Below are 17,777 nucleotides of genomic sequence, written 5' to 3' on the forward strand. Positions count from 1 at the left end.
CCTTTTTCGAGAGGACAAGACCCTGTTGCGTTACCAACGAACGCTCACGGGTTAAATCGGACGTGGTTGAAATTTGCGCCGCCATGTCTGCGCAAGTTTAACACGGGAAAACGGGCACAAAAAGCACATTTACCGGATTCTTGCTGGCCTCTGCTTTTCCTTACAATACAAGCGCTTTCGACCGACATCAAAACTCGTTCCAAAAGACGGGAAACACCGTCAGTTACTGCACGAGCGATGCCCTATGCCCCTTTAAAAAATAACGGGATAACCAGCCATCCAGGCTCAAGTACCCCGCTCCTCCAAACAATAACGGCAGAAACATCGCCAAATAAATAACAGGCAACTTGTAATTTCCAAATCCGTCCCCGTCTTCATCGACGATACGATAGCCCTTGAGCAACTCGCCCACGGTATGCCAATGCTCAGGCCAATGGACAGCCGCGATTGCCACTGTCGTCAGGACCATCAGCGAAATCGCAAAAAATCGCGTTGCCACCCCCAACAGCAGCGCCAATGCACCGACCAGTTCGAACCACATCGACAACTGCCAACTCACATCGGCAGGCAGCAAGCTGAAAGGAAAGGGAAACGTCACATCGGCAAACCAGTTTGTCCCCATCAGCTTCTCATAGCCGGATTCCCCGAATTCCCAGGCGAGGATCAAGCGCAAGGCCAGGGGCGGAATCACGGGGGCAATGCGCTGCATCCATGCAGCAAGCACAAGATAAAATGAAATTACTTTTGGCATCGTCATGTTGTCCTTGCTCCTAAAATAGCCTGCTCTGCCCGCAGATTTTCAAGAATGGCGAGCCCTCCACGGAGAATCACCTCAGGCTGAGGATGATTCAGCTCCTCCGCAATATTCATAAGCGCCTTCCTACCCGATTCGCCCTGCTGGATGCGTTGCAACAAACCAATGCTTAGCTGGTTCAGCACAATAAACTTGACCTCATGATCCGGCCGACGGAACGCTACGATATGCGTAGGCTCAGTATCGGCTTGCGTAGGTTTATAGCGCGGCCCGATGCGGTGGACGGGGAAATCGTAAGTCAACAACATGAGCGCCGATGCCAGGACTGGTATACCATCCAGCAAGCTCCCGGAAGGTTCCCATGCATCATCAGGACAAACGGCATCGGAAAGCGCCAACGCCAATTCAACCCACTCGTAATGGGCGAGGTTAGCAAGAAATGGAGGAAGCGCATCCTCACACGGTGCGCTCTGCAAATAATCCAGAAACGCTTCCGGAATCTGCCGAAACAGCGGCGTGGCGCACCGATGCTCGGCGATAAATGCACGTACCAGCTTCGTCCACACCCGCTTGCCAAGCACTTTGCGCGAGACCGGAAAACACGCTGATAAAGTTTCGTCGAAATTGGCATGGACAATCTCGGCATAGACTTTCATGCCACGTGCCTTTGTCCCTGCCGGTCGACAGACCTGCTGCGGATCGCGAATATAGTCTGTGAAGGCGTGTTGATATTGTTGAAAGTCGAGCGTTCTCATGCCGCGTCCCTGCTCGCCCATTGGTCTGAAGCGGTTAGTAGACTGGCAATCCGCCCGACCTCGCCGATTAACTCGGGGAGCGGCGGAATGTTGATATCGCGTTCAAGCAAGGTCGGAACTGCACCGAACAGGCGGTAAGCCTCTGCCAACAGCTCCCACACCGGCTCTATCACCGGTTCGCCATGGGTGTCTATGATGAGGTCCGGCGCCTCTTGCCAATGCCCGGCGGTATGTATGTAGACGACACGCTCGGCAGGGATGGCATTCAGGAATTCATAAGGATCGAAATCGAAATTGACGCTGTTGACGTAGACGTTGTTCACGTCCAGATGCAAATCGCAATCCGCTTCGGTCAGCACGGCCAGCACGAATTCGATTTCGCTCATTTCAGCGATGGGTGCCGCGACATAGAAGGAAGCATTTTCGACTGCAATGCGCCGCTCCAGGATGTCTTGGGTCCGTCGAATACGGGCGGCGACATGACGGACAGCCTCTTCAGTAAATGGAATAGGCAGCAGATCGTAGAGATACCCCCCGGCGCTGCAATAACTCAGGTGCTCGGTGTAGAGCGCAATCCCATGCCGATCGAGAAACGCTTTGGTCTGCCGTAAAAAGGCTTCATTGAGCGGATCAGGCCCACCCAGCGATAACGATAGACCATGCGCAACGAAGGGATAACGTTCTATGAACCACGCTAACTGCTCGGCTCGACGCCCACCTACACCGATCCAGTTCTCGGGAGCGATTTCGAAGAAATCGATGACAGGGGGAACGCCCGCTTGAAGCGGGCTCATCAGTTCCCGCTTCAAGCCAAGGCCAGCCCCCGTGAGTCCACGGGGTTTCATTGCATTCCCCGATTAGTGCTTCATATCGGAACTGCAGTTGCCGTCCTTCATTTTCTTGTCGGCGCTGCAATTACCTTCCTTGGCCTTGGCATCGGCTTCAGCCTGCTTTTCCTTCATTGCTTTTTTCTTGCTGCTGCCGCACTTGCCGGTGGAACACTTGCCGTCCTTCATCTTGCCGTCGGCGCTGTCCATGGCCTTTTCTGCGTCAGCCACCATGTAGCCATGGGCAAGCGGTTGCATGGAGAACGGATTCTGTTCGGCCTGGGCGACAGGCGCCATGCTCAGTGATGCAGCGACCGCTCCGCCCAATGCAACTGCCACCATCTTTTTCTGTACCTTCATTGCAAACTCCTTGTTGATGTTAAAAGATCGGGTAATCGCTCAATCATGCCCGTGCAAGGCTCGACGGATGCGTTCTGCGGCTTCTGACGGCAGCCTCACTGTTTCATCCTGTTCAGCCCGCAGCGCAAAATGCCGCAGCGCCTGACGCAACCACGCCATCTGCCGGGAAAACTCGCGACAGGCGTCGCACACCGCCAGATGCAGCCGCAACGCCATACGTTCACGCCAGCCGAGCCGTCGATCCTGCGACTGCGAAACGAGCCGGCTGGCTTCCTTACAGCTCAGCATTACGATCTCCCAGCCAGTTCATTTCCAGACATTTCCTCAGGCCCATCCGAGCGCGATACAGCATCACCCATGCATTGGTCGTGCTGACTTCGAGTTCCTTACAAATTTCTTCATTTTCTTTTTCCTCGATCTCGCGCAGCAGGAAAATCCGCGCCAACGCTTTGGGCAACCGGTCGAGGCAGGTCTGCAGCACGCCCCAGAACTGCTGCTGTTCCAGCAACGCAGCCGGGTTGCCCAACGATGACGGCGGCTCCGTCCAATGTCCGTCTTCCAGAAAGAAATCATCCATGCCCGGCGGCAAGTCACCATCGGAAAATTCCCCATCGGGCAAGGGCGCTTCGCGTTGAGCGCGGCGGAAGTGGTCGATGATCTTGTGTTTGAGGATGCCGGTCAGCCAAGTGCGAACGGCGGATTTTGCGGCAAAACCCTGGCCGTTTTTCGCAGACAATGCCGCAAGCAGGGTTTCCTGCACGGCGTCTTCGGCGAGGTGCGGATCGCGCAGGCGCAGCAAGGCGTAGCGGTAGAGATAATCGCCGTGCTCGACAAGCAAAGCGTCTCCGGAAATGTGGGTCACCGTGAATACCTGAGATCGAGATACGGCAAGCATACCAGCAAGGCGGGCCGCATCGAATGCCCAGTGGCTAGCTTACTCGGCAGCCCGTTTGCGCATGCATTCCAGATATGCGCCGGCATCGGGTGGAGTCTTATCCCGCTGGGCACGCCATACTGTTTCGGCAAGGCATTCCATCAGTCCGTGGAGCGCTTCGTGCTGATCATCAAGCCTTTGCTGCAAGGCGCGGTAGGCCGCGGCAATGCCGGGCGGCTGGTCAATGGAAAGCTGTTCGAGGATAGAAAGATGCAGGCTCATGTGGAGGAAAGGATTGGTCTCGCCCATTTCTGGGAAATAGTCCTGGTCCCGATAGCGATCCGGCGCATCCAGCACGGCATGGTATTCCGGATGCAAGGCAATCACTTCGACGGCCATGCCTTCCAATGCGGTCAAGGGCTCGGAAACGCGATATTTGCGCCAGGCTTCAAAGAAGAATTGGCGGACTTCGTCGCGACTGGGGTTGAACAGGGCCATGCATAAATCCTAATGAAACAGGCCTAAGACGGCCGAATATTGCAGCAACTCGTTGGTCCCATTAATCGGCGCGATTTCTCCGTTGCCGTAGAACCCGATGAAAGGCATGCCCGGAAAGCGTTGTTGCAAGCGCTCCAGATCGCGGTCGATGCCGCTGTAGAGATACGGCCCACGCCCCAGGCACGAAAACAACAGGCCGAACTGCGGGGCTGCGCCTAATCCTGCTGCTAGCTTATCGATGGTATGGGCGAGGTCGGCCTCGGCTGCATCGGCCTCGCGCAGCGCCCAGAATACCAACTGTTCCGGTTCCACCAAGCGTGCCAACGTCACCGTTCGGTCGGTCTCGTTTGCACATACCAGGGGCGCCAGTCGATAGTTGCCATGCTTGAAAGCCTCAAGGGAGTCAGCAATACCCGCCATCAGCCGGTGTAAAGGCAAGTCCGGTTGGTCTGGATATGCGCGTTGCAGGGTATCCAGTGCCGGCTTGCCGCCGAGAAATACGATGTCGTGGCCGACGGCAGCTGTCACCGGCTTGGGTTCGCTCAAGACGCGCACGCCGTGTGCCGCCCCCACCGCCCCTGTCGCTCCCTGAATGGCCAGTTCGCAATGTCCGTCGGCGACGCCTTTACCGTTCCGCCAGATCGAAAACGGCCCTTGCCCGGTGGCATCGCCCGAAATGCCACCGAAACGGCGCCCGGGGGTAGCCAACCAAGTCGTATTGACCGCATTGGGCGCAGCCAGCGACAGCAATAACTGCTGGGCCTCAGGGCGCGGCTCGGCCGCCAATCCGTAGCCATTGCCGAACACCATGGCAGCAGCGGCAGGAGCGTCGAGCACCCAGTCCTGCTCGGTAAAGATTCCGGGTGCGGAACACCCCACAACCTGCACGCAACTCGCGGCAGCCCCAGCGGCCATCAGTGCAGGTTCGGGGTTGCGAGCGAATTCGGAAGTTAAAAACAGCAGGACGCTGTTGGCCACCTGGAGATCGGCGTTTGCCAGCGCCTCGCTGACGGCGCGCCGCGCCAATTCCGGCTTGTGCTCGCGCCCCAGTGCCAGCCCCGTGCCGACGTTCATGCCATGAAGCCCGTTTTGGCCTTGTATTCGCAAAGCTCGACCAGCACACATTCCGGACATTTGGGTTGCCGAGCGATGCAAACGTAGCGCCCATGCAGGATAAGCAGGTGATGGGCATCGTGCAGATATTCCTTGGGCACGACTTTCACCAGTTTTTGCTCGACCTCCAGCGGCGTTTTTCCCGGCGCGAGACCAATGCGATTGCCGAGGCGGAATATATGAGTATCGACGGCGATGGTGGGTTGGCCGAAGGCGGTGTTGAGGATGACGTTGGCGGTCTTGCGCCCCACGCCGGGCAAGGCTTCCAGCGCCTCCCGTGTATTCGGCACTTCGCCGCCGTGTTGTTCGACCAGAATGCGGCAGGTCTCGATGACGTTCTTGGCCTTGCTGCGATACAAGCCGATGGTACGGATATATTGTTCTAGCCCTTCTACACCCAGCGCCAGGATGGCAGCGGGGGTATTGGCGACCGGAAACAGCTTGGCCGTCGCGATGTTGACGCCCTTGTCAGTCGCCTGCGCGGAAAGGATCACCGCAATCAGCAACTCGAACGTGCTGGAGTGGTTAAGCTCGGTGGTGGGATTGGGAATGGCGACCGCCAGCCGGCGGAAAATCTCGCGGACGGTGGCGGCCTTCATTCAGCGATTAGTGGCCGTGCGCCATCGCCGTATCCACCGGCGCAGAGCTCGCGTTGCCGGCCTTTGCCTGCCGGCGTTGTTCCAGCCAGTTGCGAGTGGCAACAAGCAATGCCAGGCCCATGAAGGCACCGGGCGGCAACACGGCCAATAAGAAGCCTTGATAATGCGGCACCACGGTAATCACGAACTGCTTGGCTGCCGGACCGAGTGCGAGATCGATGCCGGAGAACAGCGTCCCCTTGCCGATGACTTCGCGGATACCTCCCAGGATCGCCAGCACCAACGCCAGGCCCAGGCCCATCATCAAGCCATCCAATGCGGAAGGCGCCGTATTGTTCTTGGCCGCGAAGGCCTCCACCCGTGCCAGCACAATGCAGTTGGTCACGATGAGCGGGATGAAAATTCCCAGCACCAGATGCAGCGCGTGCAGGTAGGCGTGCATAGCCAAGTCGCCCACCGTCACCAGCGCGGCGATGATAAGGATGAATACGGGAATCCGAATCTCGCTCGGTACCCAACGGCGCACCGGCGATACCGACGCATTGCTGGCCGCCATCACCAGTGCCGTCAGCAGGCCCAGGCTGAAGCCGTTGACTACACTGGTGGTCACCGCCAGCGTGGGGCACAGGCCCAAGAGCTGGACGACACCGGGATTCTGCCGCCACAGGCCGTTTTGGACGATTTCCTGATACTGATTGGTTCCCTGGCTCATGATGCGTTTCCTTGTTTGGCCGCGGCGAATAATTCGTCACGATGCGCGCCGAAATACTGCAAGGTCTTATGCACGGCCTTGACCACTGCGCGCGGCGTAATGGTGGCGCCGGTCATGTAATCGAAGGTGCCGCCGTCCTTCTTCACTTTCCATGCGTCGTCAGGCGTTTTGGCAAGCGATTGGCCGTCGAAGTTCTTCTTGATCCAATCGCTATGACCGATATCGATGTAATCACCTAGCCCCGGCGTCTCCTTGTGAGCCAACACACGCACGCCGACAATCTCACCATCGGCCTTGAGCGCTACCAGCATCTTGATATCGCCGCTATAGCCGTCCGGCGCCGTGGTTTCCAGGATCACCGCCGAGGGTTGGCCGTTCAATCGAGCGCGCACGGCTTCCGTCTCATCGCGGTTGCCGAGTTCGCCACCGGCGGGAATTTTCTTCACGTCTTTCAGCAAATCGTTGTCGTGCATCGACTCCGGCAGAATCTGGCGGAATAAAGCCATGCGTGCTTCCGCCTCGCTCTTGGCGATAGGCGCACGCGTGGTGCTGAAGGTGAAAGCCAGGATGGCGGTACCGATGATGGTGAAACCGATCATCACACCAGTCGTGCTCAGCGTATGTTTAATTAAAGATTCGCTCATTTGGGATGACCGAAAACACGCGGTTGGGTATTGGCGTCGATCAGCGGCACGCAAATATTGAGCAGCAGCACCGCAAAGGCCACGCCGTCAGGATAGCCGCCGTAGACCCGGACCAGCCATGTCAGCACACCGATGGCCGCGGCAAAAATCAACTTGCCCCGCGGCGTGGTGGGTCCGCTGATCGGATCCGTCGCGATAAAGAACGCGCACAGCATGGAAGCGCCACTAAACAAATGGAACAGTGGGCCGGCATAGTGCTCGGGATTGACCACATGCGCCACACCGGACATCAAGGCGAGCGCGCCGAGAAACGCAACCGGAATGTGCCAAGTGATGATGCGCTGCTGCCACATGTAGAGACCTCCCAGTAGGTACGCTCCAGCAACCACCTCGCCGCCTTTTCCACCGAACTGGCCGAACAACGGTGCAGAGGTAATGCTTTCCATGCTGTGTTGCAAGCGCAGCTGGGTCTTCAGCGTATCGAGCGGCGTGGCGCTACTGATGGCATCCAGGCCGATACCGCCGGGTAACACGCGATTAAAAATGTAGTTCCACTGATCCATGAACGACAGCTTGGCACCGGCAATGGCCAGCGGCGCAGGCCATTGCGTCATCAGCACCGGGAAGGAAATCAGCAGCACGGCATAGCCCACCATGGCCGGGTTGAACGGGTTGTAGCCCAACCCCCCGTAGAGCTGCTTGGCGACGACGATGGCAAACAAAGTACCTACGACGATGAGCCACCACGGCGCGAGCGGCGGCAAGGCCAAGGCCAGCAACCAGGCCGTAACCATGGCGCTGCCGTCGAGTAGAAAAGGCATCACCGGACGGCTGCGCACCTTGAGCATGGCGGCTTCGGCCACTAGCGCTGTCACACTCGCCAGGGCCAGGCTGATCAACACGCCGCTGCCGAACATCCAGACATAAGCGACGATGCCCGGCACCAGCGCAAGCATCACCTTGAGCATGATGACGCTCACACTGGGACTTTCGGTCACATAAGGGGAACGATCCACGATCAACCTTCCTGTTGTTCTTGATTAGCCGCATCGACGGCAGAGGCGCCCTCCGCCTCGGCACGACGAGCATCCGCTTCGGCGATTTCAGCCTGCACCTTAGGGCTCAGGTTTTCCGTGTTCTGCGGCGTCACTTCGGTCTTTTGCGCCTGGGCACGCGCCATGGCGGCCTGGATAGCAGCTTTCTTGGCATCGTCCGCAGGCGCAGCGTCAGCCTTGGCACCAGCGGCCTTCTGGGCATGCTTGGCCGCACGTTCCTGTTTCTCACGCTCAATGCGGGAAAGACGGAATTCGTTGCGTTCGCGCGCCAAATTGGCGGCTTCCTTGGCCTTGTCCTGCGCGATGATCTCGCTCTTGGCGAAGCGGTAATACTGCACCAGAGGAATATCGCTCGGGCAGACATAGCTGCAGCAACCGCACTCGATGCAGTCGAACAACTGGTAATCCCGCGCCTTTTCCAGGTTCTTGGCACGCGAGAACCAGTAAAGCTCCTGCGGCTGCAAACTAACCGGGCAAGCATCGGCGCAGCGTGCGCAACGGATGCACGGCATGGCCGGCGGCGGCTCTGGGAAAAGACGCGGTGCAGAAGCAATGATGCAGTTGGTCGCCTTGATGACTGGCACCTTGGCGGCAGGCAACTGGAAGCCCATCATGGGGCCGCCCATGATCAAGCCGTTGGTGTCGGATAAGGCACCGCCAGCGGCTTCAAGCAGGAACTCGACTGGCGTACCCAGCAATACCTCATAGTTGCCGGGATTCCGCACGTTGCCCGTCACGGTCACAATGCGCGAAGTCGTCGTTTCACCGAAGGTCAGGTAGCGATAGACGGACAGCAGCGTGGCAACGTTGAATACCTGCACGCCCACATCGGTAGAGCGCTTCCCGCTCGGCACTTCAATGCCGGTCACCAGCGCCGTCAAGCGACGGGCATCGCCGCTCGGATACAGCGTTGGGACGACAGCCACGGTAATCTTGAGGCTGCTCTTGGCGCAGGCTTCGCGCATGGCACGCTCGGCTTCGGGCTTGTTGTCCTCGATACCGACGATGCAGTTTTCTGCCTTGAGCAGATGCTGGGCGATTTCGATGCCCTTGACGATCTCGTCGGCGCGTTCGCGCATCAGCAAGTCATCGCAAGTGATATACGGCTCACACTCGGCACCGTTGACGATCAGGTATTTAAGTCCAGGACCGCTGGCAGGACGCAGCTTGACCTGCGTCGGAAACGCGGCCCCGCCCAAACCGACGATGCCGGATTCGCGCAGGCTTTTCGCCAAATCGGCAGGCGCCAGTTGCTGCCAATCGATAGCCTGGTGCGGCAGCCATTGATCCTGGCCATCCGTCTTGAGCGTGATGGACACGTCCGGCAAACCGGAGGGGTGAGGGATCAGCTGTTCTTCAATGGAAACAATCGTGCCGGAAGTCGGGGCATGCACCGCAGCGGAAATCGTACCTTCGGCCTCGGCCAGCAATTGGCCCTTGAGCACATGGTCGCCCGCTTGCACACGCAACTTGGGCAAATTGCCGATGTGCTGGCGCAGCGGCAGTACCAGTTGGTCTGGAATGCCGAGCTTCTGGATCGGCCGTCCGGTCGATTCCAGCTTGTTTTCCGGCGGATGAACGCCGCCGTTGAACTTGAAGATTTTTGAAAGCATGTTGGGTTAGGCTGCCTGCTTGATTTCGAACACCGGATAGCGCCACTTCCAATTATCGACGTGCTCGCCGATGGGCTGCATGCTGATGCAATCCACAGGGCACGGGGCCACGCAAAGCTCACAGCCCGTGCATTCGGAAGCGATGACGGTATGCATGTGCTTGGCCGCACCGAGGATGGCATCGACCGGGCAAGCCTGGATGCAAAGCGTGCAGCCGATGCAGGTATTTTCGTCGATCACCGCCACTGATTTTGGCTTAGGCGTACCATGCTCGGCATTGAGCGGCTTGGGTTCTACGCCCAGCAGGTCTGCCAGCGCCTTGACGCCAGGCTCCCCTCCCGGCGGGCATTGATTGATATCGGCTTCACCGCTGGCAATAGCCTGCGCATAAGGTTTGCACCCGGGAAAACCGCACTGGCCGCACTGCGTCTGGGGCAGGATAGCGTCGATCTTGTCGACCAAGGGGTCTCCATCGACCTTGAATTTGATCGACGAATAGCCCAGCACCGCGCCCAGCGCCAGCGCCAGCCCAGCCATGACTAACAATGCGATCAACATTTAGCGTACCAATCCCGCAAAACCCATGAACGCGAGGCTCATCAGGCCGGCCGTCACCATTGCAATCGCCGCCCCCTGAAAAGGCGCGGGCACATCGGCAGCCTCCATGCGTTCCCGGATGGAGGCGAACAGCACCAGCACCAGCGAGAAGCCCACCGCGCCACCGAAACCGAACAGCAGGGATTCTGCAAAACCGTGCTTGGCCTGCACGTTAAGCAGCGGAATGCCCAGCACCGCGCAATTGGTCGTGATCAACGGCAAATAAATACCGAGCACCTGATGCAGCACGGGACTGGTTTTCTCGATGGCCATTTCGGTGAATTGCACAACGCCCGCGATGACCACGATAAAAGACAAGGTGCGCAGATAGAAGAGATCCGTACCGAGCAGGTATTCGTTGATCAGATAGCTAGTCCCCGAACCGATGGTCAGCACGAAAGCAGTCGCCGCGCCCATGGCAATCGAGGCCTCGAGCTTCTTGGAAACCCCCATGAAAGGGCACAAGCCGAGGATTTTGACCAGTACGATGTTATTGACGAACACCGTGCCGAAAAGAATAAGTAGGTAGTTTTCCAGCATTGCCGAGCAATTCGCTAAAAGGACGAAATTATCCCCCTTCAAGGGCTCACAACGCAACATTCACGAGCCCCGGGAACGAGTTTGAGCGAATATACCAGCAGACGTTCGATTAAAAAAAGAATAAATGGTTATGGCTTATACCTATGACTTATATGTAAAGGCGCTAATCCTATACACGCCAAATACGGCTTTACTGTAGAATAATCTGATTTAAATAATTAGATTCTGGACGCTTTCATGCTCAAAGGTAGTCTTGTTGCCATCGTGACGCCCATGCACGACGACGGCACCCTGGATTTCGCAGCACTCCGTTCTTTGATTGATTGGCATATTGACCAAGGCACCGACGGCATCGTCATCGTCGGCACCACTGGCGAATCCCCGACTGTAGATGTAGACGAGCACTGCGAGCTCATCCGCGTGACTGTGCAACAAGTCGCCGAACGTGTCCCTGTTATTGCCGGAACCGGCGCCAACAGCACGCAGGAAGCTATCGAGCTCACCGCGCATGCCAAGAACCTGGGTGCCGACGCCACGCTACTGGTCACCCCCTACTACAATCGCCCCACTCAGGAAGGCCTGTACCAGCACTTCAAGGCGATTGCCGAAGCCGTTGATATTCCCCAAATCCTCTACAACGTACCCGGACGTACGGGCTGCGACTTGTCCAACGATACCGCCCTGCGTCTCGCCGAAATCACCAACATCGTCGGGATCAAGGATGCCACCGGCAGTATCGAGCGCAACACCGATTTAATTATGCGTGCGCCCGCCGATTTCGCCATCTACACCGGCGACGACGCAAGCGCCCTAGCCTGTATGCTGATGGGTGGCCACGGGGTTATTTCCGTCACGGCCAATGTGGCACCCAAGCTGATGCACGATATGTGCGAGGCGGCTTTCGCTGGGGAACTTACCACCGCTCGCAGGATCAATCAGGCGCTCTTCCCCTTGCACAAGAAATTGTTCATCGAAGCCAATCCGATTCCTGTGAAGTGGGTTCTGCATCAAATGGGGCGCATCGGCGGCGGTATCCGCCTGCCGCTCACCCCGCTCTCCGCTGCACATCACGAAGCGCTGCGCGCCGCCATGCAAGCGGCTGACATTCAATAAGGACTTCCATGCTGAAACTCAACGCCCATAAAACCGTTGCGCTGATGCTGCTCGCAGCCACCTTGACCGGCTGCGACTCCATCCCCTTCATCGACAACTCCTCCGATTACAAGGGCGCTAGCCGCGGCCGGCCATTGGAAGTCCCGCCGGACCTGACCGCACTCTCGACCGACGATGCGTATTCGGTACCGGGCAGCATGACCTACTCCGAATACAGTCAGGACAAGGGCCAGCAGGAAGACCAGACGCAAGTGCTACTTCCAGAGCCGGACAGCGTACGTTACGAGCGTGCTGGCTCCCAGCGCTGGCTCGTAGTGAAGGCCCCGCCGGAAAAAATCTGGCCGGTGGTGCGTGAATTCTGGACTGACCTCGGCTTTGCGGTGCGAGTGGAAGACCCCAAGACCGGCGTGATGGAAACCGAATGGGTAGACCCCTCCACCTTGACCAAAGACGAGAAAGGCAATTACCTGGAAAAATTCCAGGGCTGGCTCGACAAGCTGGAAGGCCTTAATAATCGTCAAAAATTCCGCACCCGTCTGGATCGTGGCGAAGATACAGGTGTGACCGAAATCTATATGAGCCATCGCTCGCTCAACAATGTGCCGGACGATGGCAAGGTACGGGTTCGTACCATCTACGGTGAAGTCGAAACCGGCTACAAGCGTGAAGACTTCGATAAGAAGAAGAGCCAGGATGCACGTGCTGTGGCAGAGGATATCGACGCTGAGTTGCTGCGCCGCCTCATGGTGAAACTGGGCGTAGCCGAGAAACAGTCTCGTAACGTCATTGCCAACCCATCGCAGGAAAAACGCGCGACCATTGGCAAGTCGGCTGACGGCACTGTCACTCTTGCCATGAACGACCAATTCGACCGCGCCTGGCGCCGTGTCGGCCTCGCCCTGGACCGTATCGGTTTCGTGGTGGAAGACCGCAACCGCTCGCAAGGCATTTACTACGTTCGCTACTCGGACCTGGCAACAGACTCTGGACCGGAAGATTCCGGCAAGAAGAAGGGCTTGCTCGACAAGCTCAAGTTCTGGGGCGATGACGAAGAAGACAAGAAGGAAGCCCCCAAGCCCGAGCCCAAGAAGGAAGACAAGGGTGTTGTCGATAAGCTCAAGTTCTGGGATAGCGGCGAGAAAGACAAGCCTGCTACCGAACTTCAATATCGTGTCAAGCTGGAACGCTCGGGCGACGGCACATCGGTCTCGGTCCTGGACAGCAACAACAAGACCGACCGCACCGCGACGGCCGGTCGCATCCTGAACATGCTCTACGAGCAACTCAAGTAACAAGCATGACCACCCAGGCGAGGTCGGCAACAAGCCACCTCGCCTTTTTTGTTTCTAGGCCGTTCTATCCTTATGCGATTCGCCTTATTAGGCAGCGGCAGCGCCGGTAACAGCCTGGTGGTGCAAGAAGGTCACACCACCCTATTGTTAGACTGCGGGTTCAGCCTGCGCGAGACTATTCTGCGCCTCGCACGCCTTGGGCTGGAGCCGGAGCAAGTATCCGGGCTTCTGCTCACACATGAGCACGTAGACCATTCTCGCGGTGCCTACCGCTTCTCCGGTCACTTCAAGGCGCCCCTCTACATAACACATGGCACGCGCGTCATGCTAGAGCCGCCACCAGACCACCTCGATCTCCGTATCATCGACGTGCATGACACCTTTACCGTACAGGACATTGAGGTTCATCCCTATCCTGTGCCTCACGACGCGAGAGAGCCAGCCCAATATGTATTCAGCAACGGCCAATCAAGATTAGGTGTGCTTACCGACACCGGCAACAGCACGCCGCATATCGAATCCATGCTGACCGGTTGTCACGCCTTGGTGCTGGAATGCAACCACGATATCGACATGCTGATGACCAACCCGCGTTACCCGTATCCGCTCAAGCAACGGATCCGCGGCGACTATGGCCATCTGGACAACATGACATCCAAGGCCTTGCTATCGCGATTAGATAACAGCAGCCTACGCCATATAGTAGCCGCTCACTTGAGCGAGAAAAACAATCGACCAGAATTGGCAAGGGCTGCATTAAGTGAGGCACTTAACTGCAGCGAAGACTGGATTAACGTGGCAACGCAGACAGAGGGTACCGGCTGGCTTGATCTTGAGTAACCACTCAAGACTGAGAAATTAAGGGTTAAAGGAAATGAATAGGCAATAAAAAAGCCGGCTTGCGCCGGCTTTTTTTGTGAAGCTCAAGAAGCGTTGATTACTTCTTTTCTTCAGCAGGAGCTGCAGGAGCAGCTTCCGGAGCAGCAGCAGGAGCAGCGGCTTCAGGAGCAGCGGCCGGAGCAGCAGCTTCAGGAGCGGCCGGTGCTGCGGGAGCAGCAGGAGCAGCAGCTTCAGGAGCAGCAGCGGGTGCAGCTTCAGGAGCAGCAGCTTCTTCCTTCTTGCCGCAAGCGGTCAGAGCCAGAGCCAGCAGGGTAGCGAGCAGAGCGGAACGGATCATTTTATTTCCCTTATGAAGTAGTCACAAAAAATCATTATCGGCCTCCTTTGCGTTCAAGGATTTTCCGAGCATCAATATTTTATACACGCCTTTATAAAAATACCAGTGGTTTATATTTTTAAAGGACTTTTTGGATTTTAAGAAGCAAAACAGCACTACCGGCACAAATACCTATAAACCCAAGGTCGTCGCAGAAACAGCAGGTTGCGCAGTTTCGAGCAATTGTTGAAACCGCTCATCCAACGCTGATGCGCCAGCATGATCGTCCCAACCCACCTTGCTGCGCGTGCCGTCCGCATGAAATCGGTGCACATAATGCATCTCGTCGGCGATCAAGAAAGGATCGTTCGCCGACCGGCCTTGCTCCTGGGTTTGAAGCACGCTGATACGATGGCTGTACAGCTTGAGCAGATTCATCAACCTGGGGCAGTACCGCTCAAAATAAGCCGTATCGTGCAATACAAACACTAACGTGGAATTGCGGCTACGCACCATGAAGTCACGCAACGCCTCGTAGCGCTGAACCGACTGATAGCCTGCCGATGAGAGATCGATATCAAAAATATGCAAGGTACGTTGCGCCTTTTCGATCACTTCGGAAATCGCAGCCACATACTCCTGCTCGCCTTCCAGATTGCGGTGTACCGGCTGCCTGGTTTCGCTCATGCTGTTCTCCAGGATCAATCGAAGTGTAGATAACCGGCCGAGTACCAGGGCCACAGCAGTTCGACCAAGGCATCGGGAAGTGCATCACTAGCCGGCAACATCCGGTGATCGGCCAATGTCCTCAACAAATCCAGGCCGCCTTCCACGGACACCTTCTCGCCATTCATGAATACCTGGTTTTCCCGGGTCAGCATCTGGCTACGCAAATCCAGACGCAGATCTTTCTTGGCGAACTGCTCGCGGAACTTGGCAAGCGTCATGCGACGCGGAGGATCAAATACGATATGCGACTTGGGCTCGGTAAGATACTCCCCGAGAAAACTGGCGATGTCAGCCTTGTTCCAGCGGATGGCATTGAGCATTGCCTCGACCTTATCCACCATCTGGTCCGATATTTCAGCGGGATGCAGTTGCAACTCAAGGTCGGGGTCGGCGTAGATACCTTCCAGCTTCATATGCTCCTGCATGTAACCGAGAAATTGGCTTCCCAGTTCTTGCGCCGAAGGCGCACGAAAACCCACCGACCACGTCATGCATGGCCCGACAGCGATGCCCCAATGAGCCAGTCGTGGCGGCAGGTAGAGCATGTCGCCCGGCTCCAGCAGCCACTCATCCAACGTATCGAAGCGCTTGAGAATACGTAGCGGCGCGCCCTCGACCAGTTCCAGGTCCTGCTGTTCACTGACGCGCCAGGTGCGTTGCCCATAGCCTTGCAGCAAAAACACATCATAAGAATCGAAATGCGGCCCCACCCCGCCGCCATCCGGCGCGTAGCTCACCATCAGGTCGTCGAGCCGGGCGGTGGGAATAAAATCGAACTTTCCCAGCAGTTCCTGGCCATCCTCCAGAAAATGATTGACGCCCTGCACCAGCAAGCTCCAACCTTTCTTGGGCAGGGAAGCGAAACGTGCTTCCTCGAACGGCCCATTCTCCACTTGCCATTTGCCGCTGTTTTCCAGCACCAGCCGCGACTGTGCATCCTCCTCGCAGGCCAGCCCTGCCAGTTCGTCGGGGCTCATTACATCGCCAAAACCGGGGAAGGCTTGGCGAATCAGCAGCGGCTTTTTCTGCCAGTATTCTTCAAGGAATTGTTCTGCGGTCAGACCGCCCAGGTGATCGAGTTTCATGGACGGCATAATAGCGCTTGCTTGTGGCTCGGGGAAATGGTTTAAAATGGGTTTCGACGCTTCCTCCTTGCGAGAAACTATGCCGCAACTTGGTTCGCACGCTCCCGACTTCACGCTTCCCGATGCCGATATGGAGCTGATCAAACTCTCCCGGTATAAAGGAAAAAACGTCGTACTCTACTTCTACCCCAAGGATGACACGCCCAGCTGTACGCAAGAAGCCATCGAATTCAGTGATTTAATCGAGGAATTCACCAAACGAAATACCGAAGTCGTGGGCGTTTCGCGCGATGACTGCCTCAGCCATGCGGAGTTTCGCGATAAGCACGGGCTGGCGATTCAGCTGTTATCCGACGTCGACGGCAAAGTCTGCGAAAAATACGGCGTGTGGAAGGAGCATGAGAAAGAAGGCGTTCGCAAGATGGGCATCCTCCGCTCCACGTTCGTCATCGACAAGAGCGGAACGATCCGTCAGGCGCTCTACGGCGTGACAGCCAAAGGCCATGCGGCGGAAATATTAAATATCATCAAGGAATTACAATGAAAATCGCAATGAACACCGTGGTCTCCATCACCTATGAGCTGCGCGACAGCGACGGCAATGTGCTGGAATCCACTTCCGAGCCGGTGAGCTACCTGCACGGCGGCTACGACGGAATTTTCCCGCGTGTCGAGGAAGAACTGCACGGCAAGGACGTCGGCGATACCGTCGAGCTGACGCTGGAGCCTGCCGACGCGTTCGGCGATTACGATGAAGAACTGGTGCAGATCGAGCCTGCTTCAGCCTTCCCCACCGACAAGCTGGAAGTCGGCATGCAGTTCGAGGGTGAAGACGAAAGCGGCGACGTGATTCTTTACACCATCACCGATGTCGCCGACGGCAAGGTCGTGGTGGACGGCAACCACCCTTGGGCTGGCGAACGTTTGATGTTCAAGTGCACGGTGAACAATGTGCGCCCGGCAAACAAGGAAGAGGTGGATCACGGGCACATCCACGGCGAAGGCGGCCACCACCACTAAAAACTTGTTACAAGGAGCGCCTGCGGCGTTGCGCGGTGCGCGGAATCCTCATGTACTTTTAGTACATTCTGGTTCCTGTGCTCCGTGCGCCTTGCATCCATCTCCTTGAAACAAGTTTTGCCATCGTTGTAGCAGCCAGTTAAAGCCTCACCGCATCGAGGCTAATCACAACCTCTTCCCCCACTACCTCCGCGCTATGCAGCACCCCGCGCGGCACTTCCAGCATATCTCCCGCTTCCAAAATCACCGTACCTTCCTGCATTCCCATGCGGAATCGTCCGGCCAGCACACCGTCTATCTTGTCTACGCCATGCGTATGCGGCGAAAAGTAGGTGCCGGGAGCGTAGGTGTAGCGGGTGACCGAATAGCCCATTCGCTCCAGCTTGAGCCGCATCGCGGCCTCGCTTAACGGACCGTCCTGCTCGGAATTCCACGGCATCA

At 57.2% G+C, this 17,777-nt stretch carries 24 protein-coding genes; 5 read left to right on the plus strand and 19 right to left on the minus strand.

Translation table 11 applies throughout. The features are described from left to right. Positions 1 to 223: 223 nt before the first annotated feature. From NMK_RS08280 to rsxA, 15 genes are all read right to left on the minus strand, one after another. On the minus strand, positions 224 to 757 hold the full coding sequence (locus NMK_RS08280; protein ID WP_109015305.1) for an HvfX family Cu-binding RiPP maturation protein: 534 nt from the start codon (positions 755 to 757) through the stop codon (positions 224 to 226). Beyond that, positions 754 to 1,509 carry an HvfC family RiPP maturation protein gene (locus tag NMK_RS08285; protein ID WP_181376205.1) on the minus strand — a complete coding sequence of 252 codons (756 nt, stop codon included), beginning with the start codon at positions 1,507 to 1,509 and terminating at the stop codon, positions 754 to 756. Before NMK_RS08285 ends, NMK_RS08280 begins: the two co-directional genes overlap by 4 nt. Next, positions 1,506 to 2,354, minus strand: coding sequence for an HvfB family MNIO-type RiPP peptide maturase (locus NMK_RS08290; protein ID WP_109015307.1), 849 nt, complete (start codon positions 2,352 to 2,354; stop codon positions 1,506 to 1,508). The genes NMK_RS08285 and NMK_RS08290 overlap by 4 nt, the downstream gene beginning before the upstream one ends. Positions 2,355 to 2,366: 12 nt before the next feature. Beyond that, positions 2,367 to 2,696 carry a hypothetical protein gene (locus NMK_RS08295; RefSeq protein WP_109015308.1) on the minus strand — a complete coding sequence of 110 codons (330 nt, stop codon included), beginning with the start codon at positions 2,694 to 2,696 and terminating at the stop codon, positions 2,367 to 2,369. 39 nt (positions 2,697 to 2,735) lie between these two features. Next, complete coding sequence (locus NMK_RS08300) at positions 2,736 to 2,984, minus strand: zf-HC2 domain-containing protein (RefSeq protein WP_109015309.1); 249 nt, start codon at positions 2,982 to 2,984, stop codon at positions 2,736 to 2,738. After that, positions 2,971 to 3,558: a sigma-70 family RNA polymerase sigma factor gene (locus NMK_RS08305; protein WP_227871425.1), complete on the minus strand. Its 588-nt coding sequence runs from the start codon at positions 3,556 to 3,558 to the stop codon at positions 2,971 to 2,973. The genes NMK_RS08300 and NMK_RS08305 overlap by 14 nt, the downstream gene beginning before the upstream one ends. A 72-nt stretch (positions 3,559 to 3,630) precedes the next feature. After that, the gene (locus NMK_RS08310; RefSeq protein ID WP_109015311.1) at positions 3,631 to 4,068 is read right to left on the minus strand and encodes a DUF1841 family protein; all 438 of its coding nucleotides are present in this window, start codon (positions 4,066 to 4,068) and stop codon (positions 3,631 to 3,633) included. 9 nt (positions 4,069 to 4,077) lie between these two features. Next, positions 4,078 to 5,142, minus strand: coding sequence for an FIST C-terminal domain-containing protein (locus tag NMK_RS08315; protein ID WP_109015312.1), 1,065 nt, complete (start codon positions 5,140 to 5,142; stop codon positions 4,078 to 4,080). Continuing rightward, positions 5,139 to 5,780 carry an endonuclease III gene (gene nth / locus NMK_RS08320; RefSeq protein ID WP_109015313.1) on the minus strand — a complete coding sequence of 214 codons (642 nt, stop codon included), beginning with the start codon at positions 5,778 to 5,780 and terminating at the stop codon, positions 5,139 to 5,141. The genes NMK_RS08315 and nth overlap by 4 nt, the downstream gene beginning before the upstream one ends. A 7-nt stretch (positions 5,781 to 5,787) precedes the next feature. Further along, a complete protein-coding gene (locus NMK_RS08325; protein WP_109015314.1) occupies positions 5,788 to 6,492 on the minus strand; it encodes an electron transport complex subunit E in 705 nt (234 codons plus the stop codon). Further along, positions 6,489 to 7,136: an electron transport complex subunit RsxG gene (rsxG, locus tag NMK_RS08330; protein ID WP_109015315.1), complete on the minus strand. Its 648-nt coding sequence runs from the start codon at positions 7,134 to 7,136 to the stop codon at positions 6,489 to 6,491. The genes NMK_RS08325 and rsxG overlap by 4 nt, the downstream gene beginning before the upstream one ends. After that, positions 7,133 to 8,152, minus strand: a complete 1,020-nt coding sequence (rsxD, locus tag NMK_RS08335; protein WP_109015439.1) for an electron transport complex subunit RsxD — start codon at positions 8,150 to 8,152, stop codon at positions 7,133 to 7,135. The genes rsxG and rsxD overlap by 4 nt, the downstream gene beginning before the upstream one ends. Positions 8,153 to 8,154: 2 nt before the next feature. After that, a complete protein-coding gene (gene rsxC / locus NMK_RS08340; RefSeq protein WP_109015316.1) occupies positions 8,155 to 9,804 on the minus strand; it encodes an electron transport complex subunit RsxC in 1,650 nt (549 codons plus the stop codon). Positions 9,805 to 9,810: 6 nt separating this feature from the next. Next, entirely contained in the window at positions 9,811 to 10,362 is a 552-nt protein-coding gene (rsxB, locus tag NMK_RS08345) for an electron transport complex subunit RsxB (protein ID WP_109015317.1), read from the minus strand. Next, positions 10,363 to 10,938 carry an electron transport complex subunit RsxA gene (gene rsxA / locus NMK_RS08350; protein ID WP_109015440.1) on the minus strand — a complete coding sequence of 192 codons (576 nt, stop codon included), beginning with the start codon at positions 10,936 to 10,938 and terminating at the stop codon, positions 10,363 to 10,365. Positions 10,939 to 11,178: 240 nt separating this feature from the next. Between rsxA and dapA the strand changes: the two genes are divergently transcribed. The 3 genes from dapA (at position 11,179) to NMK_RS08365 (ending at position 14,186) form a co-directional block, all read left to right on the plus strand. Next, complete coding sequence (gene dapA / locus NMK_RS08355) at positions 11,179 to 12,054, plus strand: 4-hydroxy-tetrahydrodipicolinate synthase (protein ID WP_109015318.1); 876 nt, start codon at positions 11,179 to 11,181, stop codon at positions 12,052 to 12,054. 8 nt (positions 12,055 to 12,062) lie between these two features. Continuing rightward, positions 12,063 to 13,346: an NlpB/DapX family lipoprotein gene (gene bamC, locus NMK_RS08360; protein ID WP_109015319.1), complete on the plus strand. Its 1,284-nt coding sequence runs from the start codon at positions 12,063 to 12,065 to the stop codon at positions 13,344 to 13,346. Between the two features lie 72 nt (positions 13,347 to 13,418). Next, positions 13,419 to 14,186, plus strand: coding sequence for an MBL fold metallo-hydrolase (locus NMK_RS08365; protein WP_109015320.1), 768 nt, complete (start codon positions 13,419 to 13,421; stop codon positions 14,184 to 14,186). 97 nt (positions 14,187 to 14,283) lie between these two features. Here NMK_RS08365 and NMK_RS08370 read toward each other — a convergent pair whose 3' ends face one another. The 3 genes from NMK_RS08370 to NMK_RS08380 all read right to left on the minus strand — a co-directional run bounded on the left by NMK_RS08370 (position 14,284) and on the right by NMK_RS08380 (position 16,325). After that, on the minus strand, positions 14,284 to 14,523 hold the full coding sequence (locus NMK_RS08370) for a hypothetical protein (RefSeq protein ID WP_109015321.1): 240 nt from the start codon (positions 14,521 to 14,523) through the stop codon (positions 14,284 to 14,286). A 171-nt stretch (positions 14,524 to 14,694) separates the two neighbouring features. Further along, positions 14,695 to 15,189 (minus strand): DUF7931 domain-containing protein, encoded by a 495-nt coding sequence (locus tag NMK_RS08375; RefSeq protein ID WP_109015322.1) that lies wholly within the window; start codon positions 15,187 to 15,189, stop codon positions 14,695 to 14,697. A 14-nt stretch (positions 15,190 to 15,203) separates the two neighbouring features. After that, positions 15,204 to 16,325 carry a cupin domain-containing protein gene (locus tag NMK_RS08380; RefSeq protein WP_109015323.1) on the minus strand — a complete coding sequence of 374 codons (1,122 nt, stop codon included), beginning with the start codon at positions 16,323 to 16,325 and terminating at the stop codon, positions 15,204 to 15,206. 70 nt (positions 16,326 to 16,395) lie between these two features. On the opposite strand from NMK_RS08380, the gene NMK_RS08385 reads away from it, so the two are divergent. Next, positions 16,396 to 16,860 (plus strand): peroxiredoxin, encoded by a 465-nt coding sequence (locus NMK_RS08385; protein WP_109015441.1) that lies wholly within the window; start codon positions 16,396 to 16,398, stop codon positions 16,858 to 16,860. After that, positions 16,857 to 17,336 (plus strand): FKBP-type peptidyl-prolyl cis-trans isomerase, encoded by a 480-nt coding sequence (locus NMK_RS08390; protein WP_109015324.1) that lies wholly within the window; start codon positions 16,857 to 16,859, stop codon positions 17,334 to 17,336. The genes NMK_RS08385 and NMK_RS08390 overlap by 4 nt, the downstream gene beginning before the upstream one ends. Positions 17,337 to 17,475: 139 nt before the next feature. Here NMK_RS08390 and NMK_RS08395 read toward each other — a convergent pair whose 3' ends face one another. After that, positions 17,476 to 17,775: a cupin domain-containing protein gene (locus NMK_RS08395; protein ID WP_181376206.1), complete on the minus strand. Its 300-nt coding sequence runs from the start codon at positions 17,773 to 17,775 to the stop codon at positions 17,476 to 17,478. Between the last annotated feature and the right edge of the window lie 2 nt (positions 17,776 to 17,777).

This window comes from Novimethylophilus kurashikiensis (assembly GCF_003112435.1).
Taxonomy (GTDB): Bacteria; Pseudomonadota; Gammaproteobacteria; order Burkholderiales; family Methylophilaceae; genus Novimethylophilus; species Novimethylophilus kurashikiensis.